At 69.0% G+C, this 18,627-nt stretch carries 17 protein-coding genes and 2 pseudogenes; 8 read left to right on the forward strand and 11 right to left on the reverse strand.

Going from position 1 to position 18,627, the window contains the following annotated elements; genetic code table 11:
• Positions 1-4 precede the first annotated feature (4 nt).
• Genes BLT81_RS10870 through BLT81_RS10885 form a run of 4 tightly spaced genes read left to right on the forward strand, consistent with a single transcriptional unit; the run spans position 5 to position 3,136 of the window.
• Entirely contained in the window at positions 5-1,471 is a 1,467-nt protein-coding gene (locus BLT81_RS10870) for a CCA tRNA nucleotidyltransferase (RefSeq protein WP_051011445.1), read from the forward strand.
• A complete protein-coding gene (locus BLT81_RS10875) occupies positions 1,464-2,072 on the forward strand; it encodes a YqgE/AlgH family protein (RefSeq protein WP_019193561.1) in 609 nt (202 codons plus the stop codon). Before BLT81_RS10870 ends, BLT81_RS10875 begins: the two co-directional genes overlap by 8 nt.
• Positions 2,073-2,083: 11 nt before the next feature.
• On the forward strand, positions 2,084-2,797 hold the full coding sequence (locus BLT81_RS10880) for an AzlC family ABC transporter permease (RefSeq protein ID WP_019193560.1): 714 nt from the start codon (positions 2,084-2,086) through the stop codon (positions 2,795-2,797).
• Positions 2,798-3,136 carry a branched-chain amino acid transporter permease gene (locus BLT81_RS10885; protein WP_019193559.1) on the forward strand — a complete coding sequence of 113 codons (339 nt, stop codon included), beginning with the start codon at positions 2,798-2,800 and terminating at the stop codon, positions 3,134-3,136.
• Between the two features lie 10 nt (positions 3,137-3,146).
• On the opposite strand, the gene BLT81_RS10890 is transcribed toward BLT81_RS10885, so the two are convergent.
• The 10 genes and pseudogenes from BLT81_RS10890 to BLT81_RS10935 form a co-directional block, all read right to left on the reverse strand.
• A complete protein-coding gene (locus BLT81_RS10890) occupies positions 3,147-3,464 on the reverse strand; it encodes a hypothetical protein (protein WP_019193558.1) in 318 nt (105 codons plus the stop codon).
• Positions 3,465-3,485: 21 nt separating this feature from the next.
• Positions 3,486-4,448 (reverse strand): bile acid:sodium symporter family protein, encoded by a 963-nt coding sequence (locus BLT81_RS10895; RefSeq protein ID WP_019193557.1) that lies wholly within the window; start codon positions 4,446-4,448, stop codon positions 3,486-3,488.
• Between the two features lie 73 nt (positions 4,449-4,521).
• Positions 4,522-4,896 (reverse strand): Rieske (2Fe-2S) protein, encoded by a 375-nt coding sequence (locus BLT81_RS10900; RefSeq protein WP_019193556.1) that lies wholly within the window; start codon positions 4,894-4,896, stop codon positions 4,522-4,524.
• A 19-nt stretch (positions 4,897-4,915) separates the two neighbouring features.
• Positions 4,916-5,719 carry a tryptophan synthase subunit alpha gene (gene trpA, locus BLT81_RS10905; RefSeq protein WP_019193555.1) on the reverse strand — a complete coding sequence of 268 codons (804 nt, stop codon included), beginning with the start codon at positions 5,717-5,719 and terminating at the stop codon, positions 4,916-4,918.
• A gap of 2 nt (positions 5,720-5,721) precedes the next feature.
• Complete coding sequence (trpB, locus tag BLT81_RS10910; RefSeq protein WP_019193554.1) at positions 5,722-6,969, reverse strand: tryptophan synthase subunit beta; 1,248 nt, start codon at positions 6,967-6,969, stop codon at positions 5,722-5,724.
• Positions 6,970-6,981: 12 nt separating this feature from the next.
• A complete protein-coding gene (gene trpCF, locus BLT81_RS10915) occupies positions 6,982-8,388 on the reverse strand; it encodes a bifunctional indole-3-glycerol-phosphate synthase TrpC/phosphoribosylanthranilate isomerase TrpF (RefSeq protein WP_040421079.1) in 1,407 nt (468 codons plus the stop codon).
• Positions 8,375-9,402: pseudogene (trpD, locus tag BLT81_RS10920) on the reverse strand (anthranilate phosphoribosyltransferase). Before trpD ends, trpCF begins: the two are co-directional and overlap by 14 nt.
• Entirely contained in the window at positions 9,402-10,025 is a 624-nt protein-coding gene (locus BLT81_RS10925; RefSeq protein WP_019193552.1) for a glutamine amidotransferase-related protein, read from the reverse strand. Before BLT81_RS10925 ends, trpD begins: the two are co-directional and overlap by 1 nt.
• Positions 10,022-11,565 (reverse strand): annotated as a pseudogene (locus BLT81_RS10930) (anthranilate synthase component 1). The gene BLT81_RS10925 and the pseudogene BLT81_RS10930 overlap by 4 nt, the downstream one beginning before the upstream one ends.
• A 259-nt stretch (positions 11,566-11,824) precedes the next feature.
• A complete protein-coding gene (locus tag BLT81_RS10935; RefSeq protein ID WP_040420966.1) occupies positions 11,825-12,259 on the reverse strand; it encodes an SdpI family protein in 435 nt (144 codons plus the stop codon).
• A 138-nt stretch (positions 12,260-12,397) separates the two neighbouring features.
• On the opposite strand from BLT81_RS10935, the gene BLT81_RS10940 reads away from it, so the two are divergent.
• Positions 12,398-13,618, forward strand: a complete 1,221-nt coding sequence (locus tag BLT81_RS10940) for a dicarboxylate/amino acid:cation symporter (protein ID WP_019193549.1) — start codon at positions 12,398-12,400, stop codon at positions 13,616-13,618.
• Positions 13,619-13,621: 3 nt separating this feature from the next.
• Here BLT81_RS10940 and BLT81_RS10945 read toward each other — a convergent pair whose 3' ends face one another.
• Positions 13,622-14,710, reverse strand: coding sequence for an ABC transporter ATP-binding protein (locus BLT81_RS10945; RefSeq protein WP_019193548.1), 1,089 nt, complete (start codon positions 14,708-14,710; stop codon positions 13,622-13,624).
• Between the two features lie 93 nt (positions 14,711-14,803).
• Between BLT81_RS10945 and BLT81_RS10950 the strand changes: the two genes are divergently transcribed.
• From BLT81_RS10950 to BLT81_RS10960, 3 genes are all read left to right on the forward strand, one after another.
• The gene (locus BLT81_RS10950; RefSeq protein WP_019193547.1) at positions 14,804-15,517 is read left to right on the forward strand and encodes a hypothetical protein; all 714 of its coding nucleotides are present in this window, start codon (positions 14,804-14,806) and stop codon (positions 15,515-15,517) included.
• Positions 15,518-15,536: 19 nt separating this feature from the next.
• Positions 15,537-16,964, forward strand: coding sequence for a DUF5129 domain-containing protein (locus tag BLT81_RS10955; RefSeq protein ID WP_019193546.1), 1,428 nt, complete (start codon positions 15,537-15,539; stop codon positions 16,962-16,964).
• Positions 16,965-17,440: 476 nt separating this feature from the next.
• Positions 17,441-18,613: a CaiB/BaiF CoA transferase family protein gene (locus tag BLT81_RS10960; protein WP_019193545.1), complete on the forward strand. Its 1,173-nt coding sequence runs from the start codon at positions 17,441-17,443 to the stop codon at positions 18,611-18,613.
• Positions 18,614-18,627 lie beyond the last annotated feature (14 nt).

Consider the following 18,627-nt stretch of genomic DNA (forward strand, 5'->3'; position numbering starts at 1 on the left):
ACCCGTGTTCGACCTCCCCGACCCGGCCGACCCCCTCGCGCGCGAGGCGTTGCTGGCGCGGGCGCAACGGGCCGTCGAGAAGCTTGCTGACGTGCTGGAACCCCTGGCGGCCCGCTTCGCCGAGAAGGGCGAGTCCCTCTACCTCGTGGGCGGGCCCGTGCGCGACGCGATGCTCGGCCGGCTCGGCCACGACCTCGACTTCACCACTTCCGCCCGGCCCGAGGTGATCCGCGAGGTGCTCGAGGCGTGGGGCGAGAAGGTGTGGGACACCGGCATCGAGTTCGGCACCGTCTCGGCGGTGCGCACGGGCCAGCAGGTGGAGATCACCACCTTCCGCTCCGACCTGTACGACGGCGTGACGCGCAACCCCGAGGTCACCTTCGGCGACACGCTGGAGGGCGACCTTGTGCGCCGCGACTTCGCGTGCAACGCCATGGCCATCGAGCTCGCGCTCGACGGCGGCGCCCTTGCCCCGCGCTTCCACGACCCGGTCGGGGGCGTCGAGGACGTGTTGCGCCGCCGCCTGGATACCCCGCAGAAGCCCGAGGTCTCGTTCCGCGACGACCCGCTGCGGATGTTGCGCGCGGCCCGCTTCGTCTCCCAGCTCGGCTTCACCGTGGCCGACAGGGTGCGCGCCGCGATGGAGGGCATGGCCGAGGAGATCGGGCGTATCACCGCCGAGCGCGTCCAGGCCGAGCTGGACAAGCTCATGCTCGGCGCGCGCCCCTGGGAGGGCATCGACCTGCTGGTGGAGACGGGACTCGCCGAGATCGTCCTGCCCGAGGTGCCCGCGCTGCGCCTGGAGATGGACGAGCACATGCAGCACAAGGACGTCTACCGGCACTCGCTGACGGTGCTGCGCCAGGCCACCGAGCTCGAAGACGAGGGCCCGGACCTCAAGCTGCGCTGGGCGGCTCTGCTTCACGACATCGGCAAGCCGGACACCCGCGCGGTCAAAGAGGGCGGCGGCGTGAGCTTCCACCACCACGAGGTCGTGGGCGCGAAGATGACGCGCAAGCGCATGCGCGCGCTCAAGTACCCGAAGCACGTCATCGAGGACGTCGGCCAGCTCGTGTACCTGCACATGCGCTTCCACGGCTTCGGCGAGGGCCAGTGGACGGACTCGGCGGTGCGCCGCTACGTCACCGACGCCGGCGAGCTGCTGCCGCGGCTGAACAAGCTGGTGCGCGCGGACTGCACCACGCGCAACCCAAAGAAGGCCCGCCGCCTGCAGCGCGCCTACGACAACCTGGAGGAGCGCATCGCCGAGCTCGCCGCCAAGGAGGACCTCGCCCGGGTGCGCCCGGACCTCGACGGCAACGAGATCATGCGCATCCTCGACCTCGAGCCGGGCCCCGCCGTGGGCCGTGCCTGGAAGCACATGAAGGAGCTGCGCCTGGAGCGCGGGGAGCTCGAGCACGACGAGGCCGTCGCCGAGCTGAAGAAGTGGTGGGAGGCCGAGAATGGCTGAGTACTTTTACGCCGACCGGTTGTTTAACGCCCTCGAGCGCAGCGAGCCCGAGGCGGGCTCGCTGCTCGTCGCCGCGCCCGGCATGCTGTCCGACGCCTTCGCGCGCACGGTCGTCCTGGTCCTCGGCCACTCCGCCGTCGGCACTCTCGGTGTGGTGCTTAACCGGCGCAGCGAGGTGGCGGTGCAGAACGTTCTGCCCGAGTGGGAGTCGCTGACGGCGGCGCCGCGGGCGCTCTACATCGGCGGGCCGGTGCGCCCCCAGGCGGGCGTGGCCGTTGGCGTGACCAAGAACGGCGTGGCTATTGAGGACTACCCGCAGTTCACGCGCCTGGCCAACCGGCTGGTGCACCTTGACCTGCACGCCCACCCGCTCGAGGTGGAGGACGCCCTCGAAGGGGTGCGCATCTTCGTGGGCACCGCGCAATGGGAGCCCGGCCAGCTCGACGGGGAGATCGAGCGCGGCGACTGGTTCGTCGCGCCCGCGCTTCCCTCCGACGTGGTAGCGCCCGCGGCGGTCGACCTGTGGGGTGACGTGATGCGCCGGCAAGCGATGCCGCTGCCGCTGTTTTCCACCTTCCCCGCCGACATCCAGGACAGTTGAGGGGGCCCGCGGTGTCGACCCCGGCCGGAGCCCCGCGCGGGCGCGAGATTCGCGAGGGCATCAAGGACGCGTGGCCCGTCGCGTTCGGCCTCATCCCGCTCGGCCTTGCCCTCGGGCTCCTCATCACGCAGGCGGGTTTTGCCTGGTGGTGGGCCCCGGTTTTCTCCACGGTGATCTACGCGGGGTCGATGGAGTTCCTCGCCCTCAACATGATCCTCTCCGGCGTGGGGCCGCTTTCGGCCCTGGTCACGGGGTTCATGGTGAACTTCCGGCACATCTTCTACGGCCTGACGTTCCCGCGCCACCTCATCCGCTCTCGGCTGGGCCGGGCCTATTCCACGTACGCTCTCATCGATGAGGCCTACGCCATCGCGTCGGTGAAAACGGCCCGCTCGGGCACGTGGCTCCTCACCACCCAGATCATGTGCCAGGCGATCTGGGTCGCGTCGAGCACGGCCGGCGCGGTGACCGGGCGTGCCCTGCCCGAGGATCTGGAGGGCCTCGGCTTCGCCCTGACCGCGTTGTTCGTCGTGCTGGCCTACGAGGCCTTCCTCGCCTCGCGCGACCTCTCCCCTGTTCTTCTCGCGGGCGGCTTCGCCGTGGCGTGCGCCGTGTTCTCCCCCGCGAACGTGCTCATGGTCGCGCTGAGCGCCTACTTCGTGCTCCTGCTCGTGCGCTTCTGGGTGCCGCGCGTGGACTCGGCTCTGCGGTGGGAGGTGCGGTAGATGGGTCTGCCCGTGGGCGTCTCCCTCGCCGCGGTCGCGGCCGTGCTCATCCCCGTCGGGCTGGTCACGCTGCTGCTGCGAGCACTCCCCTTCCCCTTCCTGCGCCTGTTCAAGGGCAGCCCGCTCACCGAGTTCCTCGGCGTGTACATGCCCGTCGGCGTCATGACGGTCCTCGTCGTGTACACGCTTCTCGACGCCTCAGCACTGCCCGGGGGCATCGCCGCCGGCCTCCTCGCGGTCGCGGTGACCCTCGGGGTCCACGCATGGCGGCGCTCCGCCGCGCTGTCTGTGGTCGCCGGGACGGTGTTTTACATGGTCCTGGTGAACCTTGTGTTCTGAGTACGGTGTTCTAGAGGTTCGGGAACTTCGCCCTCGCTTCCGCCCACAGCCCCTCGAACTCCTCGGCGCTCAGGGGCGTGGCGGTGATCCCCTCGAAGGCGGCGTATGTGTTTGGGTGGGGGACGACGTCCGCCGGCTCGTTGGCCTGGCCGTGGACGCGACCCTCGGCGTAGGCGCCGGTGATCGTCTCGGCAGGGTCGAGCTCGATCATCCGCACCATGGTGCACTGGGTGGGTGAAAGCTCCTCGAGCTCGGCGATATTGAGCAGCTGGGCACCGAGGTCGGGCACCTCGTAGAGGATCCGAACGTAGTGTTTCACGTGAAACATCTCCTAGACGCGGGGCGGGGGTTACGCTTCTCGAGCGTAGCGCGCCGCCGTCGCGGAGCAGATGATGAGCTGCACGAGGTGGTAGAGCATGAGCGGCACGATGAGGATGCCCAGCGCCGCCCCGCCGAAAATGACGCTGGCCATCGGTAGGCCCGCGGCCAGCGACTTCTGCGTGCCGCACATCTGGATGGCCACGCGGTCCTCGTAGGAGAAGCGCAGGGCGTTCGACACTGCCTTGGTGAGCCAGAGCATGGCGTAGACGAGGAGGAAGGCGACGGCGACGAGCAGGAGGATCTCCCACACCCGGACCTCGCTCCACACTCCGGAGACGACGCCCTGGGAGAAGGCGGCGTAGACGACCATCCAGATGGAGCCGCGGTCGACGAGCTTCGTGGCCTTCGCCCCCGCAACCTCGCCCGCACGCGGAACGACGTTGTGGGCGATTTGCCCCAGGACGAAGGGCAGCAGCAGCTGGAGCCCGATGTTGAGGAAGACGGTGGCGTCGACGTGGATTCCCTCGCCCGCCCCCATGAGCAGCATGACGAGGAGCGGGGTGACGACGACGCCCACCATGCTGGACAGGCTCGCGGCGACCACCGCGCCGGAGACGTTACCGCGCGCGATGCCCGTGAGCGCGACCGAGGACTGCACCGTCGAGGGCACAAGCATGGCGTAGAGGATGCCCTGGTAAAGGGGGTCCGAGATGAACGCCGTGGTGGGCCGCAGCGCGAGCCCGACGAGCGGGTAGACGAGGAAGGTGCAACCAAGGATGAGGAGGTGCAGCTTCCAATGGGTTAGGCCGCGCACGGCCTCGCGCGTGGACAGCCGGGCGCCGTAGAGGAAGAACAGGAGGGCGATGGCCACTGTGGTGGCCACGTCGACGACCTCGGCGAAGGTGCCGCGGGCGGGAAGGAGCACCGCGAGCACGGTGGCGACGAGGATCCCCTGGATCAGGGGATCTTTCAGGAAAGAAGGTACGCGCATGGGCACTAGTGTACGAAGCCGCCGCGCGTCAGTGCCCGTCTGGGCTTACGCCTCTGGGCCTACGCTTCTGGGCCTACGCTTCTGGGTCGGTGGCCACGAGGCGGTCCCCCTCCTCGGCGAGGTCAATCGCGCGCAGCCCGCGCAGCGCGGGGCCGGCGAGCACCTCCCCGTCGGCGATGTTGAACACCGAGCCGTGGGCGGTGCAGCGCACCGTGTCGCCCTGGACCTGGGTGATTTTCTGGAACTGGTGGGGGCAGCTCGCGGAGTAGGCGACGAACTGGCCCTCGGTCGGCTGGGCGATGATGACTCGGTTGAGGATCACGGCGCTGCCGACCGGAACCTCGGTCTTCGCTACATCCTCGGAGGGATCCCGGCCGCAGGCGGCGAGGAAGGCTCCGGCGAAGGTGGACGCGGTACCGAGGAGAAAGAGGCGGCGGGAGCAGGTCATGGTGACTGATAGTAGTGCCTCAGCGCGTCGCGCTCTTCATCTCCGACACGAATGTGCGCAACGCCTCTTTCAGCTCCCCGAGGTCGGAGTGGGCCTCGATGAGCGCGGCGATCGCCGAGCCCGTAATCGCGCCCGCCGCCCCGGCCTGGATCGCCGCCCGCACGTGCTCGGGTCGGGAGATGCCGAAGCCGAGCAACACCGGCGCCCCGCCGTAGCGGGCAACGTTGTCGACGACCTCGGCGAGCCCTTCGACGGAGGAGGCGCGCTCGGTGCCGGTCACGCCGTCGCGGGAGATGGCGTAGATGTAGCCGCGCGATTGCGCCGCCACCCCCTCGAGCGTGGCGGACGAGGCCTTGGCCGGGGCGATGTAGATCGGGTCGATGCCGTGGGCGGCGGCCGCGGCGCTGAAGGGGCCGGACTCGCGCACGGGGACGTCGGGAAGCAACATGCTGTCCGCCCCCGCCTCGGCGAACTCCCGGTAGAAGTTATCGAGGCCGCGGGTGAACGCGACGTTGGCGTAGACGAGCATGCCGATCGGCAGGTCGGGGAATTCGGCGCGGATCGCGCGGACCTGCTCGAGCGCCGCGTTGACCCCTCCTCCGTTGCGCAGCGCGCGGATGTGGGCCTTCTGGATCGTCGGCCCGTCCGCGACCGGGTCGGAGAAGGAGACGCCGAGCTCGAGGGCGTCGGCACCCGCCTCGACGACCGTGCGGACGATCTCGAGGGCGGCCTCCGGGGTGGGGTCGCCGAGCATGAGGAAGGGCACGAAGGCGCCCTCGCCCTTCTCCGCGAGCGCGGCAAACGTGGTTGCGTAGCGCGACATGTCTAGGTGTCCTTTCCGCGCGTGGTGGTGTCGATGACCCAGTCGGGGTGCTGCTCGAGGGTGGCGCGCACGTGTTCGACGTCCTTGTCGCCGCGCCCAGACAGCGAGACCACAATGGTCTCGGGCTCGGTGGCCTGTTCGGCCCGCTGGAGCGCGTAGGCCAGTGCGTGTGAGGACTCGAGCGCCGGGATGATGCCTTCGTAGGTGGACAGCAGCTGGAACGCGCGCAGCGCGTCTTCGTCGGTGACGGGTACGTACCGCGCTCGTCCGGTCGCTGCCAGGTGGGCGTGCTCGGGGCCGACCGCCGGGTAGTCCAGGCCGGCGGAGATGGAGTAGGACTCCTCGACCTGCCCGTCACTGTTGCGCATGAGGTAAGAGCGCGTCCCGTGCAGGATGCCGACGGTGCCCGCGGCGATGGCGGCGCCGTGCTTGCCTTTGCCCACGCCCTCGCCACCCGGCTCGGTGCCGATGAGTTCGACGCCCTCGTCGTCGATAAAGTCGGCGAACATGCCGATGGCGTTGGAGCCGCCGCCGACGCAGGCGACGACGGCGTCGGGCAGGGCCCCGGTTCGGGCGAGGACCTGGGCGCGCGCCTCCGTAGAGATCACGCGGTGGAACTCCTTGACTATCTTCGGGAAGGGGTGCGGCCCCGCCGCGGTGCCGAGCAGGTAGTGGGACTCGTGGAAGGTGGCCGTCCAGTCGCGCAGCGCCTCGTTGACGGCGTCCTTGAGCGTGCCGGAGCCGGAGTCGACGCCGACGACCTCGGCGCCCATGAGACGCATGCGGAAGACGTTGGGCTCCTGGCGGGCCATGTCGGTGGTGCCCATGTAGATGACGCACTCCAGCCCGAGCAGCGCGCAGGCCAGGGTGGTCGCGGTGCCGTGCTGGCCGGCCCCGGTCTCGGCGATGATGCGCGTCTTGCCCATCTGCTTGGCCAGCAGCGCCTGGCCGATCACCTGGTTCGTTTTGTGCGCGCCGCCGTGGACGAGGTCTTCGCGTTTGAGGAAGATCCGCGCGGGGCTGTCGCCGAGCGGCAGGTTGCGGCACTCGGTGAGCGGGGTGGGCCGGCCGAGGTAGTCGCGCAACAGCGCGCGGTACTCGGTGAGGAACTCGGGGTCCTCCCAGGCCTCGACGAACGCCCGCTCCAGCTGGTCGAGGGCGGGAAGGAGCGACTCGGGGACGTACTGCCCGCCGAATTCGCCGTAGTACGCGGGCAAGATGGTCCGCCCGCCGTGCGCGTTATCAATCATGGTTGTGCCTCTTTAGTAGTGGAAGTTTCGTATCGTCTGAAAGGCCGCGCGGATTGCGGCGGCGTCCTTGCGCCCGGGCTGGCCGGGGTACTCCACGCCGGAATTGAGGTCCAGCCCCGCGCACCCGACGCGCAGCGCCGCCTCGGCGTTTGCGGGCCCGATCCCGCCGGCGAGGAGCGCGGAGTCCTTGACCTCCTCGGGCACCTCGGCCCAGTCAAAGGCCTCGCCGGAGCCGCCGTCGTGCGCGTCGAGCACAAGCTTATCGACGTCGCCAAGCAGCGCCGTGGCCACTTGCGCCCCCTCGGGTTCCGTCATGGAGACGGCGCGCCACACCTCGGTCCCCTCCCCTACCTCGGCGCGCACGCGGCGCACGAGGTCGACCTCCGCCTCGATCGAACCCTGGTAGGGGGCGTGGACCTGTGCGGCGACCACGCCGTCCTGCACCAGCTCGTCCCACCCGGTGGTGCGGCGGGAGACCGCGACGTAGCGCAGGTTCGGCTCGTGCGCGATAATGTCCGCCGATGTTTCACGTGAAACATTGCGCGGCGAGGACTCCTCGAACACGAGCCCGCCGTACACGGCGCCGGCGGCGCGGGCGGCCTGGGCGGCACTCCAGGTGGTCAACCCGCAGACCTTATTGGCGCCGTAGACGAGAGAGCGCGCCGCGAGATCTACGTCGGGCTGGCCCGTGAGCTGCGAGCCGACGAGGAAGCCGTCGGAGTGCCCGCCGAGGCGGCGCACGGTCTCGGCGTCGCGGATCCCGGACTCCGAGACCACCAGCGTCCCCTCGGCGACGAGCGGCGCGAGGCGCGCGGAGCGCTCAAGGTCGATGGAGAGGTCGTGGAGGTTTCGGTGGTTAATGCCCACGATCCGCGCGCCCAGGCGCTCGGCGCGGCGGGCTTCCTCCTCGTCGATCACTTCCGTCAGCACGTCCATGCCCAGGCGCTTCGCCTCGCCCGCGAGCTCGCCGTAGGTCGCGTCATCGAGGACGCTGAGCATGAGCAGGATGGCGTCAGCCCCGAAGTAGCGCGCGGCGTGGACCTGCACCGAGTCGACGATGAAGTCCTTGCACAGCACGGGCAGGTGCGTCGTGGCGGCGACGGTGGCCAGGTGGTCGTAGTCCCCGCCGAAGCGCTCGGGCTCGCAGAGCACCGAGATGCCTGCGGCGTAGCGCGAGTAGGTCGCGGCGATCTCCCCCGGCTCGTAGTGCGCGCGGATGACGCCGAGGGAGGGCGAGGCCGCCTTGCACTCCATGATGTACTGCGCCCCAGGGCGGGCGAGATTGCCGTACAGGGAGCGCTCGGAGCGCGGCAGCGTCGCCGGGTCGACGTGGGCAATGCGCCGTTTAATTTCGTCAAGGTGACGGTAACGCGCCTGGACGATACCCTCCAGGACCGTGGGCATGTTAGGCACTGTAATCGGCCTCCTCGTGCGTCTCGAGCCACTTTTGCACCGCGCCGCCGGAGATGAGCTCGAGCGCGCGGGCCGCCCCGGCGGCCAGTGTGTCGGCCGCGCCGTAGAGGTAGAACATCGCGCCCGCGGAGGCGGCGATCGCGTCGCGGTGCGCGTCCGGGCCCTCCCCCCGAAGGTCGCGCGCATCGCGGCGGCGTTGGCGGGGCCGTCGCCGCCGGCGAGCTGCCCCAGGGTGTAGCGTGGCAGGCCGAGGTCCTCGGGCGTGACGGTGTACTGCTCGATCGCGCCGTCCCGGGTGAGTTCCCACACGAGCGTCTCCCCGTGCAGCGCGATTTCGTCGGTGCCGGCGCCGTGGACCACGAGGGCGCGGCCGCGCCCGAGCTCCTTCATGGTCTCTGCTATTAATTGGCCCAACCGAGGGTTGGCAATGCCCATAATTTGAAACTCCGGGCGTCCGGGCGAAAGCAGAGGCCCGAGGGTGTTGAAGATGGTGGGCACGCCGAGCGACTTGCGCACTGGCTGCACGTGGGCGATCGCCGGGTTGTAGGCCGGGGCGAAGAGGAAGGTGAAGTTGGAGGACTCGAACTGGCGCACCGCGCGCTCCGGGTCGAGGTCGAGGGGGATGTTCAGGGCCTCGAGCACGTCCGCAGAGCCCGACTTCGAGGACACGGAGCGGTTGCCGCACTTGACCATCCTCACCCCGCCGGCGGCCGCGACGAGCGAGGCCGCCGTGGTGATGTTGATGGTGTTTGCGCCGTCGCCGCCGGTGCCGGCGGAGTCCATGATCCCCTCCCCCGTCACCGGGAACGGGCGCCCGGCCCGCAGGAAGGCCCGCGCCGCCCCGGCGATGTCGGCGAAGGTCTCGCCGCGGGTGCGCACCGTGGCCAACAGAGCGGCGATGTGGACGTCGTCGTAGTCGCCCACGGTGAGCGGGGTGAAGGCCTCGATGGCCTCGTCGAGGGTGGGCGCGGGGTTGTCCAGGAAGCGCCGAAGCACCTCCAGTGCCTTGTCGCTCGCCATTATGTCGTGCCTTTCTTCATAAGTTCTGCCACGCAGCGGTCCAGGATCACGGGCCCGCCGGGGGTGAGGATGGATTCGGGGTGGAATTGCAGCCCGATGGACATGCCGTCGTCGGTTTCGGCGGCCATGACCACCGGGCCAATCGATGTGTCGGTGTGGGCCAGCGCGCGCATTCCGGGCGGCACCTCGGTGGCGCCGAGGGAGTGGTAGCGCGCCACGGGCACGCTGCGCCCGGCCCGGCCGGGCACGTCGTCGACCGTCAGGCCGCGGAAGAGTGGGCTGGCCAGGCCGGCGTCGTTAAGCTCCATGCCTATCGACGCCCCGTGCACCGCCCCGCACGGCCGCACCCGCCCCCCGTGGTGCTCGACGAGCGCCTGGTAACCGAGGCACACGCCGAGGATGGGCACCCGGCCCTGCGCCAGCGCGATGAGCTCCATCATGTTGCCCGCCTGCGCCGGGTACCCGGGCCCCGGCGAGAGGATGATCAACGCGGGCTCGGCGCGCATGATCTCGGCGGCGGTCACGGTGTTGCGGTAGACGGTGGTGTTGTAGGCGGCCAGCGAATCGACGAGGTTGTAGACGAAGGAGTCCTGGTTGTCCACGAGGACGATGCGCTCGCTCATCGGGTCACCTCCAGCTGCGCGCCGGCCGCGGCGGCGATGGCGCTTAACACGGCGTAGGCCTTGTGCAGCGTCTCGTCGGCCTCGGCCTGGGGGTTGGAGTCGCGCACCACGCCCGCCCCGGCCTGGACGGCGGCGCGGCCCTCGGCGACGAAGGCGGAGCGGATGACGATGCAGTTGTCCATGTCGCCCGTGCCCCGCAGGTAGCCGACGGCCCCGCCATAGGAGCCGCGCCGCACCCCCTCGAGCTCGCGGATGAGCTCGGTGGCGCGCAGCTTCGGCGCGCCCGTGAGCGTGCCCATGTTCATGCAGGCGCGGTAGGCGTCGAGCGCGTCGAGGTCGCGGTGCAGGGTGGCGGTGACGCGGGAGACCAGGTGCATCACGCGCGAGTAGCGGTCGACCTGGAGCAGCTCCGCCACGCGACGGGTGCCCGGTTCGGCCACGCGCGCCATGTCGTTGCGGGCGAGGTCCACGAGCATGGTGTGCTCGGCGACCTCTTTGGCGTCGGTACGCAGCTGCAGCTCCATGCGCGTGTCCAGTTCGTGGTTGACGGTGCCGTCGGGGTTCAGCCCGCGCGGGCGCGTGCCCGCGATGGGGTACAGCTGCACCTCGCGCGTTGCGGCGTCGAACTTCAGGTTCGATTCGGGCGAGGCGCCGAACAACTCGAAGGGGCGGCCGTCGCGCCCCAACCCGCGCAGGTAGAACATGTACGGCGAGGGGTTCATCTCGCGGAGCCGCTGGTAGGCGGCGAAGGCGTCGGGGCACTCGGCGGTGAAGGTCCGCGCGGGCACGACCTGGTAGATGTCGCCGTTGTCGATGTTTTCCTTGAGCGTGTCGACGCCCCGCCGGAACCGTTCATCCGGGACATCCGCCGTGACCGTCAGCGTAGTTGTGGTCGCCGGCGCCGGAGGCGTGGTGGGCTCGGCGGCGTTGATGCGGGCGGCGAGACCGTCGAGGTCGGGGGCGTTCCGTCGAGGGTGATGCCGGCGAGGTAGGCGGTGCCGGAGCGGTGGTCGATGCGCAGGAGGGTCTCCGCAAGCACGAACTGGTAGTCGGGGTAGGTGTTCGCGGACTCGCCAACCTCCGGCAGCGTTTCAAAGGTGGCCAGGTAGTCGAAGGCCATGCCCCCGGCGAGGAAGGGGAAGTCGCCTTCGAGGTATCCGGCGCGCGTGGTCAGGGCGCGCAGTACGTCGGCGCTCGAGGGGGCGACGAGGCGCTCGCGCTCGTCGGCCGCGGCGGAGGCGGGAAAGCGGTAGGTGTTCTCCCCCACAGCGTGCTCGCTCAGGCGGTGGGCGAGGTTGGCGGCGATCACCTCGCCGGAGGGGGTGAGCGGCTCGACGCAGACGAGGTCGTCGTTGCACGTGACGCGGAGCGAGGCCTTGAGAACCGCCACTGACTGTAGCCCGGAGCGGGTGGTGATGTCGGCGGACTCTAACAGCACCGCGCCGTCGGCGTGCGTCCCGCCGATGTGGGCGAAGAGGCTCGAGGCGTCGGCGTGGTAGCGCACCTCGGTGCGCGCCGTCGCGGGTGGGGGGTTCCTCATGCGTACGTCCTTGTGTGTCGTGACTGATGTGTCGTGATCCGCACCGGGGTACTGGGAACAAAAAGGACCCGCGGTGCTTGGTTGTCCAAGCTGGCGGGCCGAAAGGGTGACTAGGTGGGTGGCACGCCGTCTATGCGCGCCACCACCACTGCCCGAAGGCAGCGGCCGCGGAGAATGTTGCTGAAGTCACAAAGGAGAGGGTATCGCGCCGGGGGCCACCGCGCAAGCGAAGCGGCAATGTTTCACGTGAAACATTGGGCTAGCGCCCCTCGTCCGCCCGGCCGGCGGCGCGGCGCAGGGCGTCGATGTCCACCTCGTCCGCGCCATTTTCTGAGGCGGCGTTCTCTGAGGCGGCACTGGCGAAGGCAGCGGCGCGGGCGCCGACGTTGCCACCGACGGAATAGGCGATGACGGCGATGACGATGAGCACGACGGGCGCGACCCAGAGCCAGCCCGAGGCGATAAAGGCGAAGGCCGCGCCAAAGGCGAGCGCGACCCCGCCAAAGATCCACACGGGTCCGGCGGCCTTGTGCGCGTGGTCCCACGTGGCGCGGTCCCTGCGCACCTCGGCGACCCGCAGCCCGAACCACGGGTTTCCGGGCAGCTTCCCTGCGGCGGCGACAGCGCCGAGGACGATAAGGACGAGGGCGGCGAGAAGCGTGACGGCGCCGACAAGCAGGTTCACTACAGTCATGCGGCCAAGTGTAGTGGGCGGGGGTAGCGGCTAAAAAAGGTCGCTGATTAGGCCCGACGCGGCGCACTGACGTATAGGTTAAGGGTCACCTGTCCCCTACCTGTGGCCTGCATCGAAGGCCGCGTGAAAAGGCTCCATATGAGATCGAAACTACTGAAGTCGCTGCTGTTCTGGGTGGTTGTGGCCATCATCCTCGGCGCCCTCTGCAGCCTCTTCTTCCCCGTCTGGCTGGCCCGCGTCTTTGTCACGTTCAACGGCCTGTTCTCCAACTTCCTCAGCTTCTTCGTCCCCGTCCTCATCTTCGCGCTCATCACCCCGGCCATCGCCGGTTTGGGGCGAGGCGCGGGCAAATGGCTAGGTATCACCGCGGGCATCGCGTACGGCTCGACGATCATCTCCGGTCTGATCGCCTGGGGTGTGGCCGCAGGCCTCTACCCCACCCTGCTGGCCGGCCACGAGCTTGTCACTGACGTGGACAACCCGGAGGACGGCGGCCTGAGCGCCTACTTCACCGTCGAAATGCCCGCGCCCTTCGAGGTCATGGCGGGTCTGCTGCTCGCCTTCGTCGTGGGCCTGGGGATGACCGCGGTGCGCTCGAACACGATGTACTCGTTCTTCAGCGAGCTCGAGTCCGTCGTGATGAAGGCGGTCACCGTCTTTGTCATCCCGCTGCTGCCGGTGTTCATCTTCGGCACCTTCCTCAACCTGGGCATGAACGACGCCCTCGGCTCGACGATGTCCGCCTTCGGCATCGTGCTCGTGCTGTCCATCGTGATGACGATCGTCATCGTGCTGCTGCAGTACGTCATCGCGGGCGCGGTCGCGGGACGCAACCCCTTCACCGCGCTGAAGAACATGCTGCCCGCCTACTTCACCGCGCTGGGCACCTCCTCGTCGGCGGCGACGATCCCGGTCACCTACGCTTCGACCCTGAAGAACAAGGTGGACGAGAACGTCGCCGGCTTCGTCGTGCCGCTGTGCGCGACGATCCACCTGTCCGGCTCGATGATGAAGATCACCCTGTACGCCCTGGCGATTGTTTCGATGTCCGCGCTGCCCATCGGCGCCGGCCAGGTCCTGGGCTTCATCCTGCTGCTGGGCATCATGATGATCGCGGCCCCCGGCGTGCCGGGCGGCGCGATCATGGCGGCGGTCGGCTTGCTGCAGGCGAACCTCGGCTTTGACGAGTCGATGGTCTCGCTCATGATCGCGGCCTACATCGTCGTCGACTCTTTCGGCACCGCCGCGAACGTCACCGGCGACGGCGCCATCGCGATGGTGGTCAACCGCTTCGCGGCCGGCAACATCCAGGGCCACGAGCTCAAGAACAAGCAGCTTGGCGACGCCCCCGCGGCCTAACCCCTACAGCCGCTCCCCCGTGCGCGCGTCGAAGGCGTGCAGGCCCCCCTCGGCGACCTGCACGCGCAGCGCGTCGCCCCGGCCGTAGCCGGCGCGCGGCCCCGTACGCACGACGATGTGGCCGGTGGAGCCTTCGGCGCTGCCCTCCGACGTCCAGCCCCCGCCCGCCAGGGCGCAGTAGAGATAGGAATCAGAGCCGAGCTCCTCGACGAACTCAACCTCGAGCGGGATGCCTGTGGAGGTCTCCTGGGTCACCCGCAGCGCCTCCGGCCGGACGCCGAGGATCACCTCACCCTCGGGAAGCTCCACCGGGATCTCCGCCGCCCCGAGCCGTGCCACGCCGCCGCTCACGGTAAAGCGCGCGAGGTTCATGGCGGGGGAGCCGATGAAGCCGGCGACGAAGACGTTGCGGGGGTGGTCGTAGAGCTCGCGCGGGGTACCCACCTGCTGCAGCACACCGAAGTTGAGCACGGCGATGCGGTCGCCCATGGTCAGCGCCTCGGTCTGGTCGTGGGTGACGTAAAGGGTGGTCACGCCCATGCGGCGCTGCAACGCGGCGATCTGCGTGCGGGTTTGCACGCGCAGCTTGGCGTCGAGGTTGGACAGCGGCTCGTCCATGAGGAAGACCTGCGGCTCGCGGACGATGGCGCGCCCCATGGCCACGCGCTGGCGCTGCCCGCCGGAGAGGGCCTTCGGCTTGCGGTCGAGGTAGTCGCTGAGGTCGAGGGTGCGGGCGGCCTCTTCGACGCGCCGGTTGATCTCCTCCTTGTCCATCCCGGCCAGGCGCAGCGCGAAGCCCATGTTCTCGCGCACGGACATGTGCGGGTAGAGCGCGTAGTTCTGGAACACCATGGCGATGTCGCGCTCGCGGGGCTCCAGGCCGGTGACGTCGCGGCCGTCGATAAGAATGCGCCCTTCAGTCGTCTCCTCCAGGCCGGCGAGCATACGCAGCGCGGTGGACTTCCCGGAGCCTGAGGGTCCGACGAGGACGAGGAACTCGCCGTCGGCAAGCTCGAGCGAAAGCTTATCGACGCTCGGCCCGCTCGCGCTGGGGTACACGCGGGTGGCCTGGTCAAAAGTTACTGTTGCCATGTTTCCTCCATCGGCGGGGACAAGATGCGTCAAGTATAAGGGGCCATGTTTCACGTGAAACATGGGATTTTCCGGCGGTCGTATCCTTGACCTATGAGCGCGGAGATTGTCACCACCCTATTCCTGGCCCACCCCGACGATGCCGGGGAGGCCTACGAGCGCTACGCGCGCCGGGTGCACGACTCCCCCGCCCTCGTTCACGCGCTGTCTCCCGGCCCGCACCCGATCGACGAGCCCTACTCGCTGTGGGACCTGCGCACCGAGGCCGCCTACGGCAACCTCGCCGCGCCGGAGCAGATGCAGCTGTACGAGGCCAACGCGCTCGTCGATTTCACCGGCGTCGACCGCGACGACGTCATCGACTCTTTCTTCCTCGACGACCCTTTCAGCGCCGCGCGCTTCCCCTCCACGATCGGCGGCCTCAGCGGGATCACCACGCGCGACCCGGTCGACCCCGGCGACGCGCTCCAGCTCATCACCGTCGTTTACCTCAGCGCCGAGGGCGCCGAGGAGGAGGTGCAGGAGCTGTTCACGCAGCTGCTCGAGAGCTGCCGCGCGGTAGCCTTCGAGGAGGAGATCGCGCCCGTCGAGGCACTGGACACGCCGGACCTCGTCGGGCCGCTGTGGATTCGCGACGCCACGCTCAACATCATCGGCCGCGGCGACAGAGTCTTCTCCCCCGCCAAGGAGGCGTGGGCCGGGTGGCTGCTCACGCCGGACACACTTCGCGACGTCGAGGACCGCATCACCGAGAAGTTCGGGCCGCAGCGGGTCATCATCGCGCGGGCGATTGCGGAGCCCTTCTAAAAGCTTAGAATTGCGAACTATGGACTTCGGAAAACAGATCGCGCTCGTCGCCGCCCTCGCCGCAGCCGCCGGAATCGGGGCGGGCGGCTTTGCGGCTACCACCGTTGACATCCCCTCCCCCGACCAGGTGGCCGTCACCACCGCCGGCGCCCCGCAGGTCGTCGTCGACGACCCGGACGACATCCTCACCCCCGACGAGGAGGCCCGCCTCCGCAGCGACGTCGAGCGTCTCGACGCCCCCGACACCGTCACCACCCTCTACTACCTGCTGCTGGCCACCACGCACGACAACGTCAACGATTCTGTCGAGGAGTTCTTCCGCGCCAACCACCCAGAGGCGATCGGTGAGGACTACTTTGCTGACGGGGTTCTCATCCTTGGCGCCGGCACCGATCAGCGAGCCGTTTTCGCCTTTGGGGGCGAGGACGTCGCCGACCAGCTCCGGCTCCGCCCGGGCGAGCGCCTCGAAGAGGTCAACGACGCGATGAAGCCCGGCATGCGCGACAACAACATCCCCGCCGCGATGTTCGCGGGCGCCCGCACCGCCACCGACGCCGAGGCGATCGCCGAATCCGCGGTCAGCGACGCGGAAAGCGACCGCGGCACGCGCGCCGCGTTGAGCGGCGTCGGTGCCGGCGCGGCCGTCGCCGGCGTCGGCGGTGGTGTGGTGGTGGCGAACCGGAGGCGTCGTAAAGCAATTGCCCAAGGCCGCGAGGACTACGACCTGGTGACCCGCGAGTACGCGCAGCTGGCGCAGCGCCTCGACGCGGTGGATATCCGCGCCAACTCCCTGACCTCCGAGTTCGCCAACGAGGAGCTGCGCAAAGACTGGGCCGAGGTGCAGCAGCGATTCCTGCGCATGCACGACAGCGTCTCCGGCGCCGGCGGCATCGGCGACATCAACATGGACGACGACAAAGAGGTGCTGGCCAACCGCGACAAGCTTGCCGAGGCCGCCCGCACCGTCCGCCACACCACCACCGCCGAGAAGAACATCAACCGGCTGTTCGAGGTCGAAAACGGCAACGCCGCCGCCCGCCGCTCCGACCTGACCAACCTCCGCGAAGACGTCATGCGCGCCGCCACCGAAGTCAAAGACAAGGAACTCAAGGCCCGCCTGCGCGACCTGGAAGAGCGCATCAACTGGCTCGACCAGAACCCCGAGGCGCCCGACTACATGGACCGCTTCGTCCGCGTCCTCGGCGACTACCAGCTCGTCCTCGACCTCGTGCGCACCCGCCAGTTCAGCGACGTCAAGGAACACAACGAGCTCGAGCGCCCGCGCGTGTACCAGGAGAACTACTACTACCCCAGCTACGTGCCCTACGTCGTGCTCGCCGACTGGCACTCCTCCAACGTCGCCGCGGAGCAGGCGCCCTCGTCGTCCGCGACGAACTCCTCGTTCAGCTCCGGGTTCTCGGGCTCGGGCGGGTCGAGCGGGTACTAGGGCGCACCTGGTCTGGTCGACCTGGGGTTGTGTGCGCGGGTTGGTGTTGAGGTCGACTGTGGTCGACGTCAGCGTGTTGGGCTCGGTGGCGACCTGGGGTTTTGCTCGGCTGTTTTCCTTGAGGTCGACTGTGGTCGACGTCAGTGTGGTGGGCTCGGCGGCGACCTGGGGTTTTGCTCGGCCGTTTTCGTTGAGGTCGACTGTGGTCGACCTCAACGTGTTTGCCCCCGCGGCGACCTGGAGTTTTGTACCCGCATCGGCGTTGAGGTCGACCGTGGTCGACGTCAGCGTGCTGGCCCCCGCGGCGACCTGGAGTTTTGTACCCGCATCAACCTTGACGTCGACCGTGGTCGACGTCAACGCACACCACCCCAACGCGACACCCCAACAACCTCGACATCCGGCACGACCACACCCCCGTGGCTACACTGGCGGCACCTGAGTCACCGACCGTGAATACACGACAAGGAGCCCGAATGGCACTGCAGCAACCGGACGGCGGCCCGCTCGAGGGGATTGTCGTCGCGGACTTCTCCCGCGTCCTCGCTGGCCCGTACGCGACGATGATTCTGGCGGATCTGGGTGCGACCGTGATCAAGGTGGAAAGCCCCGCCGGTGACGATACGCGCCGGTGGGTCCCGCCGAAGCGCGGGGAGGTGGGCACGTACTACCTCTCGGTCAACCGCAACAAGAACTCGATCGCGCTGGATCTGAAGGACCCGGAGGACCTGCAGACGGCCTACGACATTATTGACCGTGCTGACGTGCTGATCGACAACTTCCGCGTCGGCAGCCTGGACAAGTTCGGGCTGGATTCGGAGTCGGTGGCGCGGCGCTGGCCGGACATCATCCACGCGAAGATCACCGGCTTCGGTGAGCGCGAGGGGGCGCAGCTGCCGGGCTACGACATGCTCATTCAGGCGGCGAGCGGTTTCATGTCGGTGACGGGGGATCCGGAGGGGCAGCCGCAGAAGGCGGGATACGCGGTGTTTGATGTGTTCACCGGTTTGCACACGGCGGTCGGGATCCTCTCGTCGCTGCTGCGCCGAGAGAAGAAGGGCGGCGGGGAGCTCATCAGCACGAATTTGCTGTCGGCGGCGCTGTCGTCGATGGTCAATATCTCCTCCGCGGCCGTCGCCTCGGAGGCGCCGCTGCCGCGCACGGGCAACGACCACACGTCGATCTTTCCGTACGGGCCGTTCCCCGCGAAGGACCGCGACGTGGTCATCTGTGTGGGCAACGACAAGCAGTTCGCTACGCTTGTCGACGCCCTCGGGGCGCCCCACCTCGCGGAGGAGGAGCGCTTTGGGAGCGTCGAGAAGCGGAATGCGAACCGCGAGGACCTGAGGCCGCTGCTCAACGAGCGTCTGGCGGAGAGGACCGCGGACGAGTGGATCGAGGTGTTCCGCGCGCGGGGCCTGCCGGCCGCGCCGATCCTGTCGGTGCGTGAGGCGGTGGGCTTCGCGGAGGAGCTCGGGCTGGAGCCGGTCGTGCGCCTGCCTAACCGGGAGGGCACGGACGAGGTGCCGTACGTGGCGAACCCGCTGGAGTTGAGCTCCGGCGGGGTGCGCTACACCAAGTCGGCGCCGGAGCTGGACGAGGACCGCGCGGACATCCTGGAGTGGATCGCGGCGACGCCGCGACGCTGATTGTTGCGCGGCAT

The organism is Corynebacterium timonense, from assembly GCF_900105305.1.
Classification (GTDB): Bacteria; Actinomycetota; Actinomycetes; order Mycobacteriales; family Mycobacteriaceae; genus Corynebacterium; species Corynebacterium timonense.

Coding starts and splice junctions, on each gene's coding strand:
- BLT81_RS10960 (WP_019193545.1), top strand. CDS start 17,441: ATGGCACTGCAGCAACCGGACGGCGGCCCGCTCGAGGGGATTGTCGTC.
- BLT81_RS10950 (WP_019193547.1), top strand. CDS start 14,804: ATGAGCGCGGAGATTGTCACCACCCTATTCCTGGCCCACCCCGACGAT.
- BLT81_RS10885 (WP_019193559.1), top strand. CDS start 2,798: ATGGGTCTGCCCGTGGGCGTCTCCCTCGCCGCGGTCGCGGCCGTGCTC.
- BLT81_RS10925 (WP_019193552.1), bottom strand. CDS start 10,025: ATGAGCGAGCGCATCGTCCTCGTGGACAACCAGGACTCCTTCGTCTAC.
- BLT81_RS10935 (WP_040420966.1), bottom strand. CDS start 12,259: ATGACTGTAGTGAACCTGCTTGTCGGCGCCGTCACGCTTCTCGCCGCC.
- BLT81_RS10890 (WP_019193558.1), bottom strand. CDS start 3,464: ATGTTTCACGTGAAACACTACGTTCGGATCCTCTACGAGGTGCCCGAC.
- BLT81_RS10940 (WP_019193549.1), top strand. CDS start 12,398: ATGAGATCGAAACTACTGAAGTCGCTGCTGTTCTGGGTGGTTGTGGCC.
- trpB (WP_019193554.1), bottom strand. CDS start 6,969: ATGATTGATAACGCGCACGGCGGGCGGACCATCTTGCCCGCGTACTAC.
- BLT81_RS10875 (WP_019193561.1), top strand. CDS start 1,464: ATGGCTGAGTACTTTTACGCCGACCGGTTGTTTAACGCCCTCGAGCGC.
- BLT81_RS10955 (WP_019193546.1), top strand. CDS start 15,537: ATGGACTTCGGAAAACAGATCGCGCTCGTCGCCGCCCTCGCCGCAGCC.
- BLT81_RS10895 (WP_019193557.1), bottom strand. CDS start 4,448: ATGCGCGTACCTTCTTTCCTGAAAGATCCCCTGATCCAGGGGATCCTC.
- BLT81_RS10945 (WP_019193548.1), bottom strand. CDS start 14,710: ATGGCAACAGTAACTTTTGACCAGGCCACCCGCGTGTACCCCAGCGCG.
- BLT81_RS10900 (WP_019193556.1), bottom strand. CDS start 4,896: ATGACCTGCTCCCGCCGCCTCTTTCTCCTCGGTACCGCGTCCACCTTC.
- trpA (WP_019193555.1), bottom strand. CDS start 5,719: ATGTCGCGCTACGCAACCACGTTTGCCGCGCTCGCGGAGAAGGGCGAG.